The organism is Glutamicibacter sp. MCAF14, assembly GCF_052114325.1.
Classification (GTDB): Bacteria; Actinomycetota; Actinomycetes; order Actinomycetales; family Micrococcaceae; genus Glutamicibacter; species Glutamicibacter arilaitensis.
This window is the reverse complement of sequence record NZ_JBFREO010000001.1, coordinates 251,511-271,724: the sequence shown is the minus strand read 5'-3', so window position 1 is coordinate 271,724 and position 20,214 is coordinate 251,511. Positions and strand designations below refer to the sequence as shown.

The window sequence follows — 20,214 nt, the reverse complement described above, 5'->3', positions numbered from 1 at the left end:
TAGGAAATTCCATGGCACACGTAAGTATTGAGTCATTAGAAAAGAAGTACTCGCCGAAAGCTGCAGCTGCAGTGGAATCACTGGATCTGGAAATCCAGGAGGGCGAGTTCCTCACCCTGCTGGGCCCATCGGGTTGCGGCAAGACCACCACCCTGCGCTGTGTCGCCGGCCTGGAACGCCCAACCGGTGGCCAGGTCTCCATTGGCGGCAAAGTTGTGGACGCACCGGCGCAGCGCATCCATGTTGCCCCGGACAAGCGAGATATCGGCATGGTGTTCCAGAGCTACGCCCTGTGGCCGCATATGTCGGTCGCTTCCAACGTCGCCTACCCATTGAAGATGCGGAAGATCAGCGTGGACGAACGTGCTCGCCGGGTCCGCGAAGTCTTGGAAATGGTCGGGCTGGAAGAGTATGCAAGCCGGATGGCTACCGATCTCTCCGGCGGCCAGCAGCAGCGCGTGGCTTTGGCTCGCGCCTTGGTTGCAACTCCGCAGCTTCTCCTCTTCGACGAGCCCCTGTCCAACCTCGACGCTCGTCTGCGTCAGGACATGCGTTCGGAACTGCGTGAAATGCATAAGCGCGTTGGCACCACCTCCATCTACGTGACACATGACCAGGAAGAAGCGGTCTCCCTGTCCACTCGTATCGTCTTGCTCAACAAGGGCGCTATCGAACAGGTCGGCAGCCCGCGAGAGATCTACTGGCACCCGGTCTCGCACTTCGTCGCTGACTTCGTTGGATACGACAACTTCGTGAGCGCCACCGTTGTCTCCACCGATCAGTACGGAGTCAAGGTCCTGCTTGACGGAACCGATGTCCGCTTGGCTTGCCCGCCACGCAACGACGTGCATGAGGGCCAGCAGGTCGATATTGCGGTCCGCTCTTCCTCGGTGATCCTTGGGCCTCCTGCCTGCGAAAAACCAAACCGGTTCCAGGGTGTCATCACCGACGTGATGTACCTGGGCGATGACTTCATCTACGAACTGCAGTTGGGCCCGCACAAGGTCAAGGTCTCCATTCGCACCGCAGAAGTGGCCAACATCTGGCCAGTTGGCGCCCCTCGGGTCGGCGACTCCATCTCCGGAGCCATCGCTCCGGATTCGCTGGCATGCCTGCCAGCGCTCAATTCCAAGGTACCGGCCCTGGCCTAAGGCGAAGGCCTCGGGAACATCAGCCAAAAACGAAGTCACTCCTCGTCCATCATTATGAAAGGCACGACCATGGGGATCAAGAAGAACAAATTTGCAACCATCGCAGCACTCGGACTTTCCTCCGCTCTGCTGCTCAGCGCTTGCGCAGGCGGCAGCGGCGACGCTGCCAGCGAGGGTCTGGGAGAACGCGAAGGCGTCGATACCGTTGCCGCGCTGGGTGGCGAAGAAGCCAAAAAGCAGATTGAAGAGCAGTACGCCGCTGCCCTTGAAGCCGGCCAGGACTCACTGAACATCTACACCCCGCTGACGGCCACCTGGCCATCGGTTTTCGAAGCCTTTAACGAGCGATTCCCAGGCATTGAAGTTGAGCCGTTGCAGATTGTCGGCGCCGAGTTGGACACCAAGATTTCCCAGGAGCAGTCCTCCGGCCAACGCATCGCAGACATTGTCATCACCGGCGACGTGGGAGCGGTCTCGCTCGCCGATCGGGATTACTTCAGCGAGTTCCGGCCTTTCAATGCGGAAAAGGTCACCAAGGATCCACAGCTATCGCTCGAGACCGGAACCCTCACCCCGGTATCCGCATCTCCACGCGGCCTGATCTATGACACCCGTCAGGATCTGGGCAAGACGCCGGATAGCTGGCAGTCTCTGTTGGATCCTGCCTACAAGGGAAAAATCACCATGACCGATCCTGCCACCGACGGTGGCGGCATGCAATGGGCAGACCTTGTGCTCAATGACAAGGATCTGGGTAAGGACTACCTAGAAAAGTTGGCGGCACAAGATCCCATCATCTCTTCAAGCACCGCTGAGTGCCACAACGCCGTAGTACAGGGCCGCGCTTATGTCTGCCTGATGGGCGCAATGGGCAACTACCTGACCTTGACCGGTGATGGTGCGCCAGTTGAGATCTCCTACCCGATCGAGGGTGGCAACTGGGCAACCTACTGGTACGCCGGAGTCATCGATGGCGCTGAAAACGCGCAGGCCGCTGAACTGTTCATCACCTGGTTGAACTCCCCAGAGGCTAATGAAGTCAAGGCCAAGGCTGGCCACGGACCAATCGTGAACGCTGAAGATCTGGACCTTCCATTCGAAAACCCGGCAGACGTTCCACTGCTGCCGCGTCCGGATCTGGTTGATGTAACTGATCGCCAGCGCAAGGGCCAGGAAAGCGTCAGCAGCATCTTCAGCCGCTAGACATTCTCCGAACGGTGGGTATCGCAACGCGGTACCCACCGTCTTTATATCCCTGGAAGTTTTCACAATGAAAGTGGTTTTACGTTGAGTACTGGAATGACCGTTTATTCCTTGGGAACAGCCGGAGGTCCGCTCCTCCGCCGAGGTCTCGATAACGGCCATCGTCGAGGCATCGCCACAGCCGTCGTCGTAGATGGCAGCACCTATCTGATCGACTGCGGACATGGTGTGGGCATGGGGCTGGCAGACGCAGGGCTCTCGCCAACGAGTCTGCGCGCCATTTTCATCACCCATCAGCACTCCGACCATGTCATCGACCTGAATTCGGTCATGGTGCTCGGCGGCCTCGCATTCCGTGGCAACCCAGAACTACGCGTACGCGTTGTAGGTCCCGCAGATCGCGGCATGCTCCCGGAGGTCCAGCATGCCGAAAAGGATGTCCCGACGATCTACCCTCAATCACCTACTCCAGGCACCAAGGAAATGGTTGAGCTGATGCTTCGATCCCATGCCACCGATCTCAACGATCGCCGGCGGGATTCTGGAGCTCCAGACATCTCGAAAATCTTTATTGGAGAAGACATCCGGCTTCCCGAAGAAGTGGATTTCCATCCCAACACGGCAAACCATCCTGCGATGGAGCCGTTCGAAGTCTACTCGGACAAGTTTGTCACCGTTACGGCCACGTTAGTGCAGCACCAGCCGATCGCTCCGGCCTACGCCTTCCGCATTGACAGCGCATACGGCTCCGTGGTCGTTTCCGGGGATACGGCACCGAGCCAGAATCTCGTGGGCCTGGCACGAGGATGCGACCTTCTTTTCCATGAAGCCATTGATCTCGATTCCGTCATTCGCAGCTATCCCAATGCCACCAAGCAAGAGCTTGAAGCAAGCATGGGACACCACCGGCGAGCCCATACGACGCCTCTGGATGCCGGCGCAATTGCCCAGGAGGCTGGGGCATCCCACCTGGCACTTCACCATTTAGTTCCAGCATCTTCAAACCCCGAAGCCTGGCAAACAGCAATGACGCAATTCCGCGGCAAGTTGTTCGTTCCATGCGATGGTGACAGTTTCAGAATTGACGATGGGAATGTAACTCACCAATCCAACTCCTAGCCTTTTCACAGAGGCACACTGTTCCAGCTCCCTTGACTGCCTTTAACAGGATGCTAGGCTCACTGCAGCACGTTTTACCCACGGAAGGTTTGCCATGAGTTCAGCTATCAGTTACCTGACCGGCGGATTCCTGGTGTCTCTCTTAGTTGCTTTCAACCTCACGTGGAGTAAGCATCTGCCGGGTCTGTTCGGGTCCGTCGCAGTACTTGTTAGCTTCCTCGGCCTCATAAGCTGCGTTTTATATGCCATCCGGAAGACCCCGCGCTCACACAACTAAGGTCTAGCTAGACAGCATTCGAACGGCAGGCCGCCAACCATTTTCCCGGTTGGCGGCCTGCCATTCAGCTATTCGCGTGCAGACACTACTTCTTATCCTTGGCAGCGCGTTCTTTCTCAATGGCCTGAACCTGGGTGACCATATCCGGTGAGAAGGCGTAGAGCTTGCCGTCTGCCTGGTGAACCCAGAACCGTCCGCACAGATCAGTCGTGCTGGCCTGCGCGTTCTCCGGCCACCACTCCGCTTCCAAGGTACGGGTCTTGGATAGCTCTTCGGGCTTCATGTTCTTGGTGCGCGGATCAGAAGCATAGGCCTGGGCCAATTCGGCATCGGTGGGCTGTCCGGTAGTCTTCAGTGCCTTGCACTGCTCGCTATCGAGCTTGCCCTCGTAGTTCATCACGAAGATGCGTTCAGAGCCGGTATTGCGTTGAACCAGCTGCACGTCGGTGCCGCCGGCTGGCACCCAGTCGGGCAGCACGCCATCTTCAACTGCTTTCTGAGAAGTTTTGGCAGTTCGCGTGGTTGATTCGTCGAATTTATCGGAGAGTAGATCAGAAGCGCTGCAGCCGGTGAGCAGAAGTGCAAAGGGAAGGGCGAGCGCGCCAGCGGCGAGGTACTTTTTCTTAAGCATGACTCCATCGTAGAAATTCCAGCGTCCTTGGACATCAGCGATGCGAGGTAACTATCCCGCTTCCTGCTCATACCCTCGGCTGAGACTTTTCCCAGTACCCTCAACCCAAAAAAGCCGATCTCACCTATTGAAAGACTTCGCCAAGAACCACGAATCGCCATGGCGTACTGGTAAATTACCAACGAAGATAACGCTAATTAGGAGCCGTCAACGTTGACCACTTTTGACCCTGCGAGACTTGAATCGGAACTGCGCACCGCAGAAAACCAGCGCCTTTCGGCCATGCTTGCTGGTGACCTTGCGACCCTGGAGAGCCTGCTGGAGCCGGAATTGCAGTACACGCATTCCACTGGTCGGGTCGATGACCGCGATTCGTTGCTGGAGCTGCTTAGCTCAGGGACCACCGAATATTTGGCACTGAAACACGACTTCGATTCAGTCACCCAGCAGGGCGGCCTGGCGGTTGTCGAAGGCACCATGAAGATGCATCTGATTTCCGGCGGAGTGGAGAAGCATCTGGAAACGGTCAACCGCACGGTGTGGGCCAATACCGACGGACAGTCGAAACTTCGCCTCTTTATCGGGGCTAAAGCAGAATAGGACTGCACCTCAACGCTTTAAAACAGCAGGCGGCAAGTTGGATATCCAACCTGCCGCCTACTGCGTACTGGCTAACAGCTCAGGGCTTAGACCTGGCCGCCGTGGCGAGCCACGACTTCACGAGCCAAGGTCTTGCCGAACTCGGTGTGGGCAGCAAGTGCTGCCTGGGCAGCTGGAGCATCGCCGGCAGCCAGTGCCTCGGTCAGTTCGGCGACGTGGCGGTGTTCGAGCTGGCGCGACCACTGCTCAGCGGTCAATGCCTGGCGCCATACGGTGCCAATGCCCAGACGGCGGAAGGAATCAACCAGCTGGCTGGAGCCGGCAACGCCCACCAAAGCGTCGTGGTAGGCCACGTTCAGAGCCAAGAACTCTTCCAAGTCGGACTCGGAAGTCTCGCGCAGGGTGGCCAGTTTCGCGGTGATCTCACGCAGGGTGGAAATGGTTTCTGCTGAAACCTTGCCCAGGTGCGATGCGATGACACCGGACTCGATGGTGGCGCGCGAGTCATAGGCCGAATCGGTCAGCTCTGCGGTGATCGGCTTGGGCTGGTACTTGCCGTTTTCGGTGCGGAAGACCAGGTGCTCGCTTTCCAGCTTCACCAGTGCATTGGAGACATGATCGGTGTCGGCACGAGAGGCAGCGGCGATTGCATCCACATCGAGGTCTTCGCCCAGCGGGCTGGTGCGCAGCAGCACCCAGTTGCGGGTGGCCTGGTAGGCTGCCAATTCCTTGGTTGGCTCCAGACGGCCCATGGTGCCGCGGTAGTAGGCCAGTGGTTCGCGGTCGTGGGCTTCAGCGTGGCTGACCAGCCCCAAGAAGACGGTGTGGGTGCCGCCGGTTGGAGTCTCGGCTACGTGGCATACGATCGTGGCCAGGGCGCCGTCGATCAGCGGGATGCCTTCTTCGGAGAGGGTATGCGGCACGGTGGCGAACTTGTCTTCGCCCTTGCGCCCGAAGTGGAAGGCCAGCGCACCCTGGTCTTCAGCCAGGATGTTGATGCCGAAGACCCCTGATTCCACCACGCGGTCATGGGTGGAGCTGGAGCGATTCAGGCAGGCGAGCATCATTGGCGGTTCCATGGACAGCGAGGATACTGCCGAAGCAGTGGTGCCGTAGAGCTGGCCGTTGACGGCGGTGGTGATCACCGTGACACCGGAGGCGAAGTGGCCTACGACGTTGCGGAAGGTGTTCATGTCGACGGGGATGACCGATTCGAGGTTGGTGATGCTCATGAGAGTTGCTCCTGGTAATTCGGGGTGAAGTTTTCAGCTGGGTCCAGCGTTGCGATCAGATTCCTCAGATCCGGTGCGCTGGCAAGGTGTTCGAACTGGTCAAGCAACACGTCCTTGCGTGCCGCCAGTTCAGGATGCGAGAACTCGAGATTCTTCGAGAACTTCTCAACGACCTGGTCATGCTCCAGGGGTGTGCGCAAGATGTTTCCATCCGGGTGCTCCACGCGTATGTGGCGCACTTCGCCGTTGCGCAGCCGTGCGGTGATTTCTGCGGTCAGCCGCTGGCTGTTGGGCAGGGTGCCGGCCAGTTCAATGCGTCCGAGCATCTGCGCCAGTTCCTGGTCCGCCAGCGCGCTGGCGGTCAGGTGCTCGGGGCGGACCGTCCCGTGGATCAAGGCGATGGCCGCGGTGGCGTGCACCGAGAACAGCGCTGCCACAGTGCGGGTATCCCCGGCTTCGAAGCGTGCTCCGACGAATCCGTTCAGAGTCCGTTCGCTCAGGTGGACGGTGAGGCATTCGATGTCCTTGTAGTTCACCGTGCCATCGGCCACCAGTTGCGCGCAGGCCTGCAGCGATGGCTGCGCGGCGCGGCAGCTGGCAAATGGCTTGATGGTGCAATCGCCGTGGAACACCACGCCGAGGCCCACCACTGCCAGTTCCGGCTGCGCGTCGATGCCGAACTGCTGGAAGTAGCCGTGCTTGCCGGTCAGCGGATCATCCGCCGCCTGCAAGCCGGCCTTGGCCAGCTGCGCTGCGGAAATTCCGGAGCGGGCGGCGAAGGCCATGGGCAGCTTGAAGCCGTTGGCGCCATCGAAGATCGCAGCTACATTGCCCGAAGCTTGGTTGACCGCGATGCCGATGGCATGGCGTGCCTGCACCTTGCTCAAGCCCAGCATCCGGCTGGCGATTGCCGCGGCGGCCAAGGCGTTGAGCGTGCCGGTATTATCCTGGCCGGAGTACACATCGAATCCGCCGGCGATAGCCAGACGCGCGGCCAGGTCATCTCCCAGTGCCAACGCAGCCAGGGTCTCTTCGCCGTTGGCGCCGGTTGCCTCGGCCAATGCCAGGACCACCGCCACGGTGGTACCTGAAATGTGGGCGGCGACTTGCTTGCCTTCCGGCCCTTCGGCTTCCACCGGCTCGAAGTCGAAGGAGCGGATCAGGGCCGCGTTGACGAGGGCGGCCGAGGTGGCCGGGAGCTTGATTCCGGTCCCCAGTACGGTTGCTTCTTGACCGCTGCCCCAGGCGCGAGCGACCTCGATGAGCCCTGAGGCATCATCGGCACGGTGGCCTGCCACCCCAACGCCCACCGAATCGAGCAGGCGCTGGTTCACACGCTGGATCGTGGCCGTCGGCAGCTGGGAATACTGGGTTTCCAGCAGGTTCTCCAGCAGCGCATCGAGCACATCGGGTGTTGGGTTAGCCATGATTTTCTGCTTTCCTAGGCGCGCGTTGCCGCGGCGTCCAGATCCAGTCCGGCGTGTTCGGCAATGACCGGGTTGATGCCCAGCTCGGCGAACATCGCCTCGAAGGCACCGCTTTCGCCCTTCATCTGCGCCTTGCGGTGGTCCAGTCCGCGGGCACGGCCTACCGAGCCCAGGTAGAAGCGCTCGTAGAGTTCGATGCGGCTGCCCAGGGCGGATCCGGCGAAGTCCCATGCGGTGCGGAAGATCTTGGCACGCTCTTCTGGTGCGATGCCGTTGGCCCCTGGCAGGTACTTCTTGAGCAGTGGGCCCAGGCGCGGATCCTCGAAGGAGGCCGCGGTTGGGGTGGCCAGCAGGTTGTGGCTGCCCATGGACTTGATGATGTCGTTCACGCGGGCCATCCACAGCGGCATCATGGTGCGCAGCGCGGAGATGTCGTCGTGGCAGAAGAATGCTCCGCCGCCCCATTCCGAGGCGTTGACCTCGGCCGAGTGGATTACGGCGCGGGCGATGCGCAGGTAGGAGTAGATTTCGCCGAGCATCGACGCGGTTTCCGGCTTGTTGTCGGTGGCGGTGACCTTGGCCATCTGCACGCACAGGTCGTAGGCGAATTCCAGCTTCACCGAGGCGCGGATGGCAGTCTGCTGCTGGGTGTTTCCGGTAGCGGTGCCCGAGTTCAGGGAGTTGTAGACATCGAGCTGGCCGTCGATGAACACGCGGTCCCATGGAACCAGCACGTCATCGAAGATGATGACCGCATCCTGCTCGTCGAAGCGCGAGGAGAACGGCTTGTCCACTACGGGCTGGTCGACGCCGTAGTGGTCGCGGCATACCGAGACCACTCCCGGGGTGGCGACCGGGATCGCGAAGGACAGCGCGTATTCCTCGTAGCCCTTCTGGATTGGCACCGCTGGGTAGACGTAGAGTTCGTCTGCGATCGGGCCCAGGGTGGCGAGCATCTTCGCGCCGCGCACGATCAGGCCCTCTTCGGTGCGCTCCACCACGCGCAGGGTCAGCTCTTCGTTGATGCCCTGCAGTTCGCCCACCGACTTGTCGATGGCTGCGTGCACGATGGTGTGGGTCAGTGCCAGGTCGTTTTCCTGGACGTGGCGCCAGTAGTTCTCCAAGCGCTCGTAGTAGACCGGGTCGCCGGATTTGGCGAAGATGTCCGGACGCGAAGCGTGGCCGGCCAGGACGACGTTCACGTAGTCAGGGGTGCGGCCGAGCATGCCGTTGGAGTAGCGGGCCAGGCGGTCGAAGGCTCGGTGGCGGCGGGCGATATCCTCAGCGTTCTTGGGGCGCAGCAGGGAGACGTTGTGCTGCTGCCCGGTTTCTTCGTCAACCATCAGGCAGTCATCTGCGTACTTGTGCTGGTAGTCGAAGTAGGCGGCCATGCCGTTGATCGAGCCTGCAAATGCAGGATGCTCGGTCACGTCGATGCGCTGGTCGCCTAGCCAGACCTCACGGGAATCCTTGAGCCCTGCCAGGTACTGCTCTCCAGTGCGTGCACTCATCTTTGCTGCTCCTTATCGGACGTCCCGACTAGCGGGTCAAAAATATATTCTGTGCATCAGTTTATATAACTTATGTGACCTAGATCAACCTCTGGGTTAAAGATTTTTTTAGAAAAACCGGAATTACGCGGTTTTGGCCTCAAAAGAAAATATTCCTAGTCATAAAATGCGTAAAAAGTAGACAGGATCAGTGAAATGGGCCACTATGGCTTAAGTCACAAACCGCGATCAGGAAAGGTTCCCAACGTGTCCGACTCGCAACAGAACCAGCCAGTGCCGGCATCGAAGCCGAACGACTCCCTCAACACCAAGGACCTGCGCCGCATTCTCGGATCCAGCTTCCTGGGCAGCGTTATCGAGTACTACGACTTCATCCTTTACGCCACCGCCGCGTCGCTGATTTTCGACAAGGTCTTCTTCGGCAACCTCAGTCCAGGCCTGGCCCTGTTCGCTTCTTTCGGAACCCTGGCAGTCGGCTATATAGCCCGTCCGCTGGGCGGCATCATCTTCGGCCACTACGGCGATCGCTTGGGACGCAAGAAGATGCTGGTCCTTTCCATGATGATGATGGGCTTTGCCACGATCGCCATCGGCCTGCTGCCAACCACCGCAACCATCGGCATGGCAGCACCGATCATCCTGATCCTGCTGCGCGTCATCCAGGGTGTTGCCGTTGGCGGCGAATGGGGCGGTGCCACCTTGATGGCACTTGAACACGCACCGGCTTCCAAGCGCGGCTTCGCCGCTTCCTTCGCCAACGCAGGAGCTCCTGCCGGCGGCCTGCTGGCAACCTTCCTGGTTTCCTTCGTCTCCTTCTCTACGGGCGATGCCTTCTTGGAATGGGGCTGGCGCATTCCGTTCGTCTTCTCGGCAGTATTGATCATCATCGGCATGGTTATTCGCCTGAAAGTGGCCGAAACCCCGATCTTCCAAGAGCTCGACGCGAAGGCCGCGAACCGCAAAGAAGAACGCAAGACCCCTATCGCACTGGTGCTCAAGAACCATTCCCGTACCGTGATCATCACCCTTGTTGCTTCGCTTGGCTTCTACACCTGCCAGGGCGTATTGACCTCCTGGGGCGTCTCCGAAGCAGCCGCCCAGGGCGTGGACCGCTCCTTCGTTCTGAATACCAAGGGATACGCGGCCATCGTCACCATCCTGGTTTGCTTCTTGGCCGCCAAGCTTTCTGACAAGTACGGCCGCAAGGCGATCCTGACCGTTGGCGGTACCGCCGGCATCCTGTGGGCCTTCCCTGCCGTCTTCTTGATGAGCAATGGCACCGGATGGGGCTTCGCAGTTGCCGTCATCGTCGGCAACGGCGTCATCCAGGGCATCCTGGCCGGACCAATCGGCGCCTATATCTCCGAGCTGTTCCCCGCCGACGTCCGCTACACCGGCGCTTCGCTGGCCTACCAGGGCTCCTCCACCGTTGGTGCCGGCTTCACTCCAATGATCTGCACCGCGCTGGCTGTCAGCTTCGGCATCACCGCGGTAGGCATCTTCTGGGCAGCCATCTTGGTTATTGGCCTGATCGCCATCCGCATGAGCCCCGAGGGTGCGGCGCTGCCAGCCAAAGGTGCTGCAAAAACCAAAGAATTCTTGAACGCCTAAACTTCAGCACGGTCCGCGTATCACTTGGTGCGCGGACCTGCTTTTACCAACTAACATCAATTTTTCTGAATTCTAAAGTGCAAAAGTTCTCTATTTACGACTTAAGGAACTCTTGAAAGCATGGATTCAGTGCTTCCCGTCACATTCGCAGGAAAGGATAAGTTTCAATGACTCCCAAGAACCCCCAGCACATGGTGCTCACGACCTTCATGCTCCCCGCCGGCTACCACAAGGACTCGTGGCGCATGGACGGCTCGCGCTCCGAAGAGCTGGCAAACCTGGACTTCGTCTACGACCTGACCAAGATGGCTGAAGACGCCAAGCTGGACGCCATCTTCTTCGGCGACATCGTCCACGCCAACACCGTGATGCGCGGCGATATCAAAATGAACGGCTTCTACGAGCCGATCTCGGTGCTTTCCGCTCTGGCAGCGCGCACCAAGAACATCGGCCTGATCGGCACCGTTTCCACTTCCTTCTCCGAGCCATACAATCTGGCTCGACAGATGGCAGGACTGGACCACATGTCCGGTGGCCGCGCCGGCTGGAACATCGTGACCAGTTCCGATGGCTTCGCCAACTTCGGCATGGATTCCGCGCCGGATCCAGCCACCCGCTACCGCCGCGCCACCGAGTTCGTCGAGGTCGCCAACCAGCTGTGGGATTCGTGGGAAGACGACGCCGTCACCAACGACAAGGAATCGGCTTGGTACGTCAACACCGACAAGATCCACCCGATCAACCATGAGGGCGAATTCTTCAAGGTGCAGGGCCCGATCAACATGCCGCGCAGCCCGCAGGGCCGCCCGGTGCTGGTCCAAGCCGGCTCCTCGGGACCGGGCATGGAACTGGGCTCATCGGTGGCCGACGGCATCTACACCGCGCAGCCGTTGAAAGAACCATCTGTGGAGTTCTACGCCAAGTTCAAGGCCATGGCAGCTGCCAAGGGCCGCAACCCCAACGACATCAAGATCATCCCGGGCATCCTGCCGATCCTCGGCGACACCCAGGCTGAAGCAGATGAGCTGGCCGAAGAGCTGGCCAACCACATCCACCTGGAAAACGGTCGCGTGCAGGTCGGCGCGGATCTGAAGATGGACCTGTCCTCGCTGGACTTCAACGAGAAGATCCCTGCCGAATGGTTTTCCGATGATCCGGCTCTGGGTTCGCGCTACCAGATCTACCGCCGCAAGTCGGTGGACCAGGGCATGACCCTGCGCGAGCTGATCGTTGACCTGGCCCGCTCTACCGGACACCAGTGGATGGCCGGCACCGCTTCGGCAGTGGCTGACCGGATGATCGACTGGTTCGATTCCAAAGCCTGCGACGGCTTCAACCTGAACGCCCCATTCAACCCGGGTGGGTTCAAGCTGATCTGCGACAAGCTGGTCCCGGAATTGCAGAACCGCGGCTACTTCCGCACCGAGTACGAGGGCACCACCCTGCGCGATAACTTCGGGCTGTCCTACCCGTCCTCGATCCGCGCGCGCGTCTAGCCGCTAGCTGCGCCGGCCGGCATCCTCGAAGAGCTCGGCAGCTACTTCCACCCACGCTTGGGCACGGGAGTTCAGCCGAGAGCTGCGGGGCCAAGCCACTGAAACTGGAACTACAGCGATATTCTCCTCATCAAGTTTCAGTGGCTTGAGCACCACGTTCAACTCTTCATAGGGTGCTTCCAGGGCCGGCTGCTGGAACAGGACCGCCACCCCACGGCCGGTACTGACCAGCGAGCGAACCGTTGCATAGGAACGCGAACGGTGCCGGATAACCGGCTCCAGCCCGCTACCTTGGTACAGCCCCAAGATGCGCTGGGTGATCGGTTCGGATTCGAAAAGCACCAACGGATCCGTAGAGATTTCACGCAGTGACACCGACGGGCGTGCGGCCAGCGGATGATCCGAAGGAAGCAGGATCTGGGCTTCGGCCATCGCCACGGTGGCCGAACGCAGCGCCGGAGAAATCTCCGAACCGTAGAGGAAGGCGACGTCGATGGAACCATCGAGCAGCGCATCCTGCATTTCCTGGTGGAACCCTTCCAAAAAGTCGACCTCTACCTTGGGGCACTGCTGGGCAAAGGCACTGAGCATGGGAGGGATGATGATCGGCCCCAGAGGCATGAAGCAGCCAACGGTCAGCGGGCCGGCCAGCTCTTCACGGGTTCCCTGGCCCATGGTTTCCAGATCGTGGGCGCGTTCGAGCAGTTCGCGGGCCTGGAGCAGCACGGTCTTGCCGCTGGCGGTCAAAGTCAGCCCCTTGGCTCGGCGCTTGATCGCCAGCTCGGCACCGACGATGCGCTCGAGTTCAGCAATGGACATGGAGATCGCAGAAGGGGCCAGATGCAGCCTGCGGGCAGCTTCGGCCATGGTTCCGGCTTCGGCGGCAACAACGAAGTGCCAAAGCTGGCGCAAGGTCAGCTGCGGGTGGGACACAAGATTCATGTCATCAAGCATATTGATGACGGTGAGAAACAAAGCAAATTTTTTAGATTAAGACAGTGAGGCCGCGGCACTAGCCCGCAGCCAGTGGAAGGGTGAATCATGGATCGTCGTGAAGAATTTCTTCAGGCAGCCAAGGAAATCGTTGGCGCAGAAAACGTTGTTTCATTGGGAGATTCCGAGGGCTATCTTGATCCCTACCCGCTGAACCCGGGACGCACCCCGTGGCCGGGCATCCGCCCGGCAAATACAGAAGAAGTCCAAGCCGTCGTCAAGCTGGCTACCGAGCACGAAGTTCCGCTGTGGACCTTCTCCTGCGGCAAGAACCTGGGCTACGGCGGCCCGGAACCACGCGACACCGGTATGGTGGCACTGGACCTGAGCCGTATGAACCGCATCATCGCCGTGGATGACCGCCTGTGCTACGCGGTAGTGGAACCCGGGGTCACCTTCTTCGACCTCTTCGAATACATCAAGGAACGCGGCCTGAAGGTGTGGATGTCGGTGCCGGCCTTGGGCTGGGGCTCGGTGATGGGCAACATGCTCGACCGGGGCTACGGCATGACACCGCTGGGCGACCACGTGAAGTCCTTGTGCGGCATGGAAGTAGTCATGCCCGATGGCGATCTGGTCCGCACCGGCATGGGTGCCATGGACGGAACCGAGCTGGGACCGATCTTCCAGGGCGGCTTCGGTCCGACGCTGGACGGGCTGTTCACGCAGTCCAATTACGGCGTGGTCACCCAGGTCGGCCTGTGGCTGATGCCCGCGCCGCACACCTACGTCAACGGCGACATCTTCGTTGACGATGAAGTGCACCTGCCGCAGCTGATCGATATCCTCACCACCCTGCGCCGCGAGGAGATCGTCCAGAACAACGCGCTGTGCGGCAACGTTGTCCGCGCCGCGACCATGCGCGGATCCCGTGCCGATTTCTGGGATGGAGACGGCTCCATTCCCGACTGGCGGCTCGAGGAAATGCGCAAGGAATTCGGCATTGGCCAGTGGAACTGCAAGTTCGCGTTCTACGGCGACCGTGAACTATGCGAGCGCCGCCTGCAAATCGTCAAGGACCGGATCAGCGTGATCCCCGGTGCCCGCGTTGATGCACGCTTCTACTCGGGTGAAGAAGGCCTGGCCCTGCAGCATGATGACATCGCCACCCAAGACCGTACCCAGATGGCCGGCGTCCCGACCCTGAAGCCACTGTCGACCGTGGGCTGGGCTGCCGAAAACGGGGGCCATATCGACGCCGCTCCGATCATTCCGGCACGCGGCGAATTGGTGGCCGAGTTCTACCAGGAAGCCAAGAAGCTCTACGAAAAGCACGGCTTCGACCTGTACATCGGCTACCACCTGTATCCGCGGCACATGGTCCACGTGACCATGATCTTCTTCGAACGGGGCAATGAAGAGATGCTCAAGCGCGCCCGTGCCCTGTACTCGGAACTGCTTGATGCGGCCCGTGCCCGCGGCTACGCTCCGTACCGCAGCCACGTTGACTACATGGACCGGATTGCCGATGGCTTCGACTTCAACGACAACGCGGCACGCCGCTTGCAGGAGAAGATCAAGGACGCGCTGGATCCAGCTGGCATCCTGGCACCTGGCAAGCAGGGCGTTTGGCCTGCGCGCTTCCGCGAAGAGCGTTCAAGCGTCCAGCACCAGAACCTGGCGCACTAAGTACAGCGAATCCCCTTGCCGCAAGAGCGGCAAGGGGATTCGCTTGCCCGGAGTCGAGTCGTATCCCGTCGATATCCCAGCCGAACGCACCGAACAGAGGCATGGAAGAGTTAGGCAGAGAGGGCGCCACTAGTCGTTGGGGTCAACAACTTGGCCGCTGGCCAAGCCTGAACGCCAGTGATGCTCGAAATCCACTGCAGGCCGATATTAGACGGAACCAATTATACGGAACCGACGTACACTAAAAACCGGCGGGACAAGCAAGCAGCTGCAGCGTGGGGGAAACTGATCCGATGCCACGCACCAGAGGCTCATCGGTAACGGTCGAGCCATCTACTTCAGCCCTCCGCACGAATCAAGATGAGATGAAAGAACCAGCCGTACATAGCGAACCGTATATCTTGGTCCCGCACACGGTGACAGACCTCGAAGATTTTGTCACGCATCCCGAAAACTATCTGGTCAGCATGTTCCAGGAGCCTGACCGCGCCGCCAGCATTTGGCGGGATCGGCTGAACAGAAACCCATACGGCAGCGAAGGTTTTCTTTCGCTGTCGTACCAAGGGATCGAATTAATTCCAGGCGGGCTGTGGGATGAAGTGAGCGGGATCTGGCTCGAGTTGATTGAACTGGTCGAGGATTATCTGCACAAGGGATCGGCTGAACGGCTGTTCCCAGGCCAACCCGTGCCGCTTCGGCTGGAGACGAAGGGACGGTCAACATTCTTCGCCGTGTACCAGCGGAAGCACCGTGTGGATCCCAGCGATTTCATTCCGGGAATCCTGGATGAAGCCCAGCGCTACTTCACATGGGTCGAAGAAAACATCGGCACCGGCGAAGGCCAAGCGCTCCAAGCCGTTGATTCCTTGCGCACCAGTTTCTTGAATAGGCGCATTCCCACGTGGCACTCTCGATCCTGAGCTCTGAAGCCGAGCTTGCTCGAATGGCGGCGGTCCAATTCTTGCCCTGGCTGCGCCGCGAAACAGGTTCCGGCTACTTCAGCAGCTTTACGTGCGGCAGGCAGGCCAAGCCCACCTCGCCGCCATTCTTGACGGCGCTGAGCGTGGTTTCGTAGTGCGCACGCAGCAGCTGCCCAGCCAATTCGGCATTGCGGTCCAAAGCGGCGTTCAGGATGTCGCGGTGCTCCTTATCCAGATCGCGCTTGGCATCGCGGGTTGCTGGCCCGGCCCAGCGCCCGTAGAGCTGGATGAGATCCGACAGCGTTCGCGTCATCTCGGTTAGCAGTGGAACTCCGCAGGCTTCGACGAGCTTGTCGTGAAAGGCTTGGTGCGCGTGGTTCCATTCCGGGGTGTGGTTGTCCGGGTCTTCGTCCGAACGTCGCGGGGTGCGCTCCAGGGTGTGGTGCGCGGCCATGAGCTCGCTTTCCCACTCCAATGGCGCGCGTTCGAAGCCCAGCGAGAGCGCCAGCTGCTCGTTGACGCAACGCATCTCCACGATATCGGTCAACTCTGCCAGCGACAGCTCGGGCACGAAAAAGCCCTTGTTCGGGCGAAGGGTGACCAGCTTGTCCCCCACCAGCCGGGTCAGTGCTTCACGAATGACCGTGCTCGAGGTTTCGTAATGCTCGGACAGGTGAGTGAGCTGCAGCCGGGCACCTGGTTCCCAGCGCCCATCGAGGATATCGGTGCGCAGGGTGTCGCGGATGTGCTTGGACATCGTCTCTGAATCGGTGCGTTTCGCCATGACCTAGATCATACCAAAGTCGATAAAGAATACATTTTTATTTGACTTATGCATAACTTGCCGGTGACACTGGTTACATGACGCGTCTGCTGGCCCTTGCCGCGCACGGCCCGAAATGACTTGCTAGGAGCAACCAATGAGCGAATCACTGATCGAGACCGCCACCACCAAACAGGTAGATGACCTGTACTGGCGTGACAACTACTCGGCGATCACCGAAAGCGACGAGCAGCTGCGCCAGATCGTCGCAAGCACCGAGCTGCCACCGCTGATGGTGGCCCTGGCCGCGGCAACCGGCGATTACTCGATCCTTCGCGATGAGCTGCGCCCGCCGCAGCCACCGGTTGACACTGTTGGCCAGCCCCACGGCGGCATGGACGCCGCCGCCCAGGAAGCGGCCCGCGAGCTGGCCTTCGAGGCACTGCGCAAGATCCGCGACGAGAAGATCACCTCGGTGGACACCTTGAGCGATGAGCAGGCCACCGTCATCCTGGACTGGATCACCAATCAGGCCACCACCGATTACCACCAGATGCTCAAGCACGACATGGCGCTGGTTCCAGAAGTCAGCGGCGCACCGGCCTTCACCAAGGACCAAGTAGCCCCAACCCGCGACTTCACCGTTGCCGTGATCGGCTCGGGCGTGGCCGGCATGGCTGCCGCCTACCGCCTGAAGCAGGCCGGCTTGGACTACACAGTCTTCGAGAAGGGCCACGAAGTCGGCGGCACCTGGTGGAAGAACACCTACCCGGGCGTGCGCCTGGATACCCCCAACTACGCGTACTCCTTCTCCTTCGCGCAGCGCGATGACTGGCCACAGCAGTTCTCCGAAGGCGCCGAAATCCACAAGTACACCCGCGACGTGGCAGAACGCGGCGGCATCACGCAGAACATCCAGATGGGCGCCGAAGTGCTGTCTGCGACCTGGGATGAAGAAGATGGCCGCTGGGTGCTGTCCATGATCGTGGACGGCGGCGAAGTGGAAGAACGCCGCTTCAACGCGGTACTTTCGGCCGTAGGCCAGCTGGACCGCCCGAAGTTCCCAGATACCCCGGGCCACGACAAGTTCGCCGGCATCCACGTGCACTCGGCCGAATGGAAGCCGGGCATCGATTTGAAGGGCAAGAAGGTTGCCGTCATCGGTACCGGTGCCAGCGCCTACCAGATCGTTCCAGCCATCGTGGATGAGGTCGAAGAGCTGAAGGTCTTCCAGCGCTCCTCCCCATGGATGCTACCAACCCCGTTCTACTACGAGGACATGCCTGAATCGGTGACCTACCTGGTCGAGCACCTGCCTCAGTACGGCCAGTGGCTGCGCTTCTGGCAGCACTGGCTGGGTGTCGAGGGCCGCCAGCACACCACCGCTGCCGACCCGAACTGGACCAAGGAAGGTTCGGTCTCGGCGATCAACGAGCGGGTGCGCCAGCAGCTGACCGAAATGCTCAAGGAACAGTACGCCGACCGCCCGGATCTGCTGGAGAAGGTCACCCCGGATTACATCGTGGGCGGCAAGCGCATGCTGCGCGATAACGGTGTCTGGGCCGAGAGCCTGAAGAAGCCGCAGACCAGCCTGATCACCTCGGGCATGAGCGAGATGACCGAAGCGGGCATCGTCGACGGTGAAGGCAACCTGCACGAGCTGGACGTGATCATCTACGCCACCGGTTTCCAGGCCTCGGAGTTCCTCGAGCCGTTGCGCATCACCGGACGCGATGGCAAGGATATCCACGAATACTGGGGTGGCAACGCCACCGCATATGCTGGCGCCACCGTGCCAGGCTTCCCGAACCTGTTCATCGTCTCGGGCCCGAACACCGGACACGTGGTCAACGGCTCGCTGTTCTCGATGATCGAGTACGGCCTGACCTACATCCTGGATGCGCTGAACATCGTGCTGGAAAAAGACCTCAAGGCACTGGATCTGAAGCAGGAAGTGCTGGACACCTTTGTGGCAGATCTCGACGCCGCCAACGAGCAAAAGGCCTGGGGCCACCCGGATGTGCACACCTGGTACAAGAACAAGTTCGGCCGCGTCTCGCAGATCTGGCCTTACCCGATCGTCGAGTACTGGAACATCACCCGCGCGGTCGACCAGTCGCAGTACACGGAGATCCGCTAAGCATGAGCGTTTACAGCTACGCGCAGCGCGGCGCTGGCCGCTTCGGTGAGCTCGGTGAAGTCACCGAGCTCACCGAAGCGGCACCGGCCATCTTCCCGCAGACCCCGGGCTCGCTGGATTGGCTGCTGGGCCCGGCCCTGCAGGAACTGCCGCAGTCAGAAGATGCGTTCCAGGTTGCAGTTTTCGCACCCGAGGGCGCCAAGGGCCTGCCGGTGATGGTTTTCCTGCCCGGCGGCGGCTTCGTTTCCGGTGCGGGTACCGTGCGCTGGTACGACGCGCAGAACTTCGCCGAAAAGCAGAACTGCGTTGTCGTCATGGTCAACTACCGCATTGGCTTGCTGGCCCATCGCCAGCAGGTAGGCGGCGGCAACCTGCCAGTTGAGGAACTGCTGCTGGCGCTGAAATGGGTGCAGCGCAATATTTCCCAGCTCGGCGGTAACGCGCAACAGGTCACCTTGGCCGGGCAGTCCGCGGGTGCTTTCTGGGCCCTAGTCTTGGCTCAGCTCGATGAGACTCGCGGCCTATTCCAGCGCTTGTACCTCGGCTCACTGTCCTACCAACCGCCAATGAACCAGGTCATGGCCGATGAACGCAATGAGGTGATCGCCCAAGCACTGGGCGAGACCACCTTGGAGCAGGCGAGCACCGAGCAGCTTCTGGCTGCCGGCGGTGCGGTGGCCAAGGCCTGGGCAGGGCGCGGTCTTGGCCTCTACCCGAGCGCTGGCGATACTGTTCCGGCTAATCTCTTCGAGGTCCGCCAGGCAGTTTCCCGCCTGCATGTGGAGCAGGTGCTGCTTTCGCATACCGCTGATGAGGCCAGTGCCTTTATCGGTATGGCTCCCGAGCAGGCATTCAGCTTCGATGCCGTCCGCGGATTCATCGCAGGGAACTTCACCCAGCCCGAGGGCGTCTTCGAGGCGCTCTTGGCTGATGCGCCCGCGGCCACCGGCAAGCAACTGATGATCAAGGTGATGAGCCTGCACCAGATCCAGCTCTACGCCACCGAGTTCGCCGACGCGGCCGCAGGCAACGGCACCCAGGTGCAGTTGCTGGGTTTCGAAGTCCGCTCGCCGTTGCCCAACGCGGGCAGCGCGCACTGCTTCGAACTGCCGTTCCTCTTTGATAATCGCGATGCCTGGCACGATGCACCGATGCTCAACGGCCTGCCGGAAGAAACCTTCAATGCCGCGGCGGCTCAGCTCAGCGGTGCGGTGGGCTCATTCGTGCGCAACGGAACGACCAGGAACACAGCCGGGAGGGCACTACCGGTCCATGAAGCCGGCGCCGCCTCGATGACTGCGTTGGCCGAATCCGGGCTGGTTGAACGCCAGATCGATCGCCGCTTTGCGGCCAAGCGCCAGGTTATGGCCTAGCCTTTGCGAGTCCGTTCTGCGATTTTCCAATTCAGCCGAGCGGGCGCGCAAAGTTCTTTCGCAGGAACACTAGACAATCTAACTTAAAGCAAATAATCTAATTATTTAGAAGACAATATTTTGTAGACTCGGGAGGGA

At 60.4% G+C, this 20,214-nt stretch carries 16 protein-coding genes; 10 read left to right on the top strand and 6 right to left on the bottom strand.

Going from position 1 to position 20,214, the window contains the following annotated elements; translation table 11 throughout:
* Positions 1-11: 11 nt before the first annotated feature.
* The 3 genes from AB4Y71_RS01265 (at position 12) to AB4Y71_RS01255 (ending at position 3,473) form a co-directional block, all read left to right on the top strand.
* The gene (locus tag AB4Y71_RS01265; RefSeq protein ID WP_441717362.1) at positions 12-1,151 is read left to right on the top strand and encodes an ABC transporter ATP-binding protein; all 1,140 of its coding nucleotides are present in this window, start codon (positions 12-14) and stop codon (positions 1,149-1,151) included.
* Between the two features lie 69 nt (positions 1,152-1,220).
* Complete coding sequence (locus tag AB4Y71_RS01260) at positions 1,221-2,354, top strand: ABC transporter substrate-binding protein (protein ID WP_431492580.1); 1,134 nt, start codon at positions 1,221-1,223, stop codon at positions 2,352-2,354.
* Positions 2,355-2,450: 96 nt separating this feature from the next.
* A complete protein-coding gene (locus tag AB4Y71_RS01255) occupies positions 2,451-3,473 on the top strand; it encodes an MBL fold metallo-hydrolase (protein WP_431492581.1) in 1,023 nt (340 codons plus the stop codon).
* Between the two features lie 362 nt (positions 3,474-3,835).
* Here AB4Y71_RS01255 and AB4Y71_RS01250 read toward each other — a convergent pair whose 3' ends face one another.
* Complete coding sequence (locus tag AB4Y71_RS01250) at positions 3,836-4,381, bottom strand: hypothetical protein (protein ID WP_441717359.1); 546 nt, start codon at positions 4,379-4,381, stop codon at positions 3,836-3,838.
* A gap of 213 nt (positions 4,382-4,594) precedes the next feature.
* Between AB4Y71_RS01250 and AB4Y71_RS01245 the strand changes: the two genes are divergently transcribed.
* Complete coding sequence (locus tag AB4Y71_RS01245; RefSeq protein WP_441717358.1) at positions 4,595-4,981, top strand: nuclear transport factor 2 family protein; 387 nt, start codon at positions 4,595-4,597, stop codon at positions 4,979-4,981.
* An 86-nt stretch (positions 4,982-5,067) separates the two neighbouring features.
* Here the strand turns inward: AB4Y71_RS01245 and AB4Y71_RS01240 are convergent, their stop codons facing one another.
* From AB4Y71_RS01240 to AB4Y71_RS01230, 3 genes are read right to left on the bottom strand one after another with little or no spacing between them, the layout of a single operon-like run.
* Positions 5,068-6,213: a flavin reductase gene (locus AB4Y71_RS01240; RefSeq protein ID WP_441717356.1), complete on the bottom strand. Its 1,146-nt coding sequence runs from the start codon at positions 6,211-6,213 to the stop codon at positions 5,068-5,070.
* Complete coding sequence (locus tag AB4Y71_RS01235) at positions 6,210-7,640, bottom strand: MmgE/PrpD family protein (RefSeq protein WP_441717354.1); 1,431 nt, start codon at positions 7,638-7,640, stop codon at positions 6,210-6,212. The genes AB4Y71_RS01240 and AB4Y71_RS01235 overlap by 4 nt, the downstream gene beginning before the upstream one ends.
* Before the next feature lie 14 nt (positions 7,641-7,654).
* Positions 7,655-9,151 (bottom strand): 4-hydroxyphenylacetate 3-hydroxylase family protein, encoded by a 1,497-nt coding sequence (locus AB4Y71_RS01230; protein ID WP_441717352.1) that lies wholly within the window; start codon positions 9,149-9,151, stop codon positions 7,655-7,657.
* 246 nt (positions 9,152-9,397) lie between these two features.
* Between AB4Y71_RS01230 and AB4Y71_RS01225 the strand changes: the two genes are divergently transcribed.
* Complete coding sequence (locus AB4Y71_RS01225) at positions 9,398-10,762, top strand: MFS transporter (RefSeq protein WP_441717350.1); 1,365 nt, start codon at positions 9,398-9,400, stop codon at positions 10,760-10,762.
* A gap of 167 nt (positions 10,763-10,929) precedes the next feature.
* Positions 10,930-12,258, top strand: a complete 1,329-nt coding sequence (locus AB4Y71_RS01220; protein ID WP_431492588.1) for an NtaA/DmoA family FMN-dependent monooxygenase — start codon at positions 10,930-10,932, stop codon at positions 12,256-12,258.
* Between the two features lie 3 nt (positions 12,259-12,261).
* Here AB4Y71_RS01220 and AB4Y71_RS01215 read toward each other — a convergent pair whose 3' ends face one another.
* A complete protein-coding gene (locus AB4Y71_RS01215) occupies positions 12,262-13,200 on the bottom strand; it encodes a LysR family transcriptional regulator (protein ID WP_441717348.1) in 939 nt (312 codons plus the stop codon).
* 99 nt (positions 13,201-13,299) lie between these two features.
* On the opposite strand from AB4Y71_RS01215, the gene AB4Y71_RS01210 reads away from it, so the two are divergent.
* Together AB4Y71_RS01210 and AB4Y71_RS01205 are read left to right on the top strand one after the other, a co-directional pair.
* On the top strand, positions 13,300-14,880 hold the full coding sequence (locus AB4Y71_RS01210; protein ID WP_441717346.1) for an FAD-binding oxidoreductase: 1,581 nt from the start codon (positions 13,300-13,302) through the stop codon (positions 14,878-14,880).
* A 293-nt stretch (positions 14,881-15,173) separates the two neighbouring features.
* The gene (locus tag AB4Y71_RS01205; protein WP_441717344.1) at positions 15,174-15,800 is read left to right on the top strand and encodes a hypothetical protein; all 627 of its coding nucleotides are present in this window, start codon (positions 15,174-15,176) and stop codon (positions 15,798-15,800) included.
* A 73-nt stretch (positions 15,801-15,873) separates the two neighbouring features.
* Here the strand turns inward: AB4Y71_RS01205 and AB4Y71_RS01200 are convergent, their stop codons facing one another.
* Positions 15,874-16,584, bottom strand: coding sequence for a GntR family transcriptional regulator (locus AB4Y71_RS01200; RefSeq protein WP_441717342.1), 711 nt, complete (start codon positions 16,582-16,584; stop codon positions 15,874-15,876).
* 136 nt (positions 16,585-16,720) lie between these two features.
* Here AB4Y71_RS01200 and AB4Y71_RS01195 point away from each other — a divergent pair, with 136 nt between their 5' ends.
* Positions 16,721-18,703, top strand: coding sequence for an FAD-dependent oxidoreductase (locus AB4Y71_RS01195; RefSeq protein ID WP_441717340.1), 1,983 nt, complete (start codon positions 16,721-16,723; stop codon positions 18,701-18,703).
* A 2-nt stretch (positions 18,704-18,705) separates the two neighbouring features.
* Positions 18,706-20,076 carry a carboxylesterase family protein gene (locus tag AB4Y71_RS01190; RefSeq protein ID WP_441717338.1) on the top strand — a complete coding sequence of 457 codons (1,371 nt, stop codon included), beginning with the start codon at positions 18,706-18,708 and terminating at the stop codon, positions 20,074-20,076.
* The last annotated feature ends 138 nt before the right edge of the window (positions 20,077-20,214 follow it).

Coding starts and splice junctions, on each gene's coding strand:
- AB4Y71_RS01265 (WP_441717362.1), top strand. CDS start 12: ATGGCACACGTAAGTATTGAGTCATTAGAAAAGAAGTACTCGCCGAAA.
- AB4Y71_RS01260 (WP_431492580.1), top strand. CDS start 1,221: ATGGGGATCAAGAAGAACAAATTTGCAACCATCGCAGCACTCGGACTT.
- AB4Y71_RS01255 (WP_431492581.1), top strand. CDS start 2,451: ATGACCGTTTATTCCTTGGGAACAGCCGGAGGTCCGCTCCTCCGCCGA.
- AB4Y71_RS01250 (WP_441717359.1), bottom strand. CDS start 4,381: ATGCTTAAGAAAAAGTACCTCGCCGCTGGCGCGCTCGCCCTTCCCTTT.
- AB4Y71_RS01240 (WP_441717356.1), bottom strand. CDS start 6,213: ATGAGCATCACCAACCTCGAATCGGTCATCCCCGTCGACATGAACACC.
- AB4Y71_RS01235 (WP_441717354.1), bottom strand. CDS start 7,640: ATGGCTAACCCAACACCCGATGTGCTCGATGCGCTGCTGGAGAACCTG.
- AB4Y71_RS01230 (WP_441717352.1), bottom strand. CDS start 9,151: ATGAGTGCACGCACTGGAGAGCAGTACCTGGCAGGGCTCAAGGATTCC.
- AB4Y71_RS01220 (WP_431492588.1), top strand. CDS start 10,930: ATGACTCCCAAGAACCCCCAGCACATGGTGCTCACGACCTTCATGCTC.
- AB4Y71_RS01215 (WP_441717348.1), bottom strand. CDS start 13,200: ATGAATCTTGTGTCCCACCCGCAGCTGACCTTGCGCCAGCTTTGGCAC.
- AB4Y71_RS01210 (WP_441717346.1), top strand. CDS start 13,300: ATGGATCGTCGTGAAGAATTTCTTCAGGCAGCCAAGGAAATCGTTGGC.
- AB4Y71_RS01205 (WP_441717344.1), top strand. CDS start 15,174: ATGCCACGCACCAGAGGCTCATCGGTAACGGTCGAGCCATCTACTTCA.
- AB4Y71_RS01200 (WP_441717342.1), bottom strand. CDS start 16,584: ATGGCGAAACGCACCGATTCAGAGACGATGTCCAAGCACATCCGCGAC.
- AB4Y71_RS01195 (WP_441717340.1), top strand. CDS start 16,721: ATGAGCGAATCACTGATCGAGACCGCCACCACCAAACAGGTAGATGAC.
- AB4Y71_RS01190 (WP_441717338.1), top strand. CDS start 18,706: ATGAGCGTTTACAGCTACGCGCAGCGCGGCGCTGGCCGCTTCGGTGAG.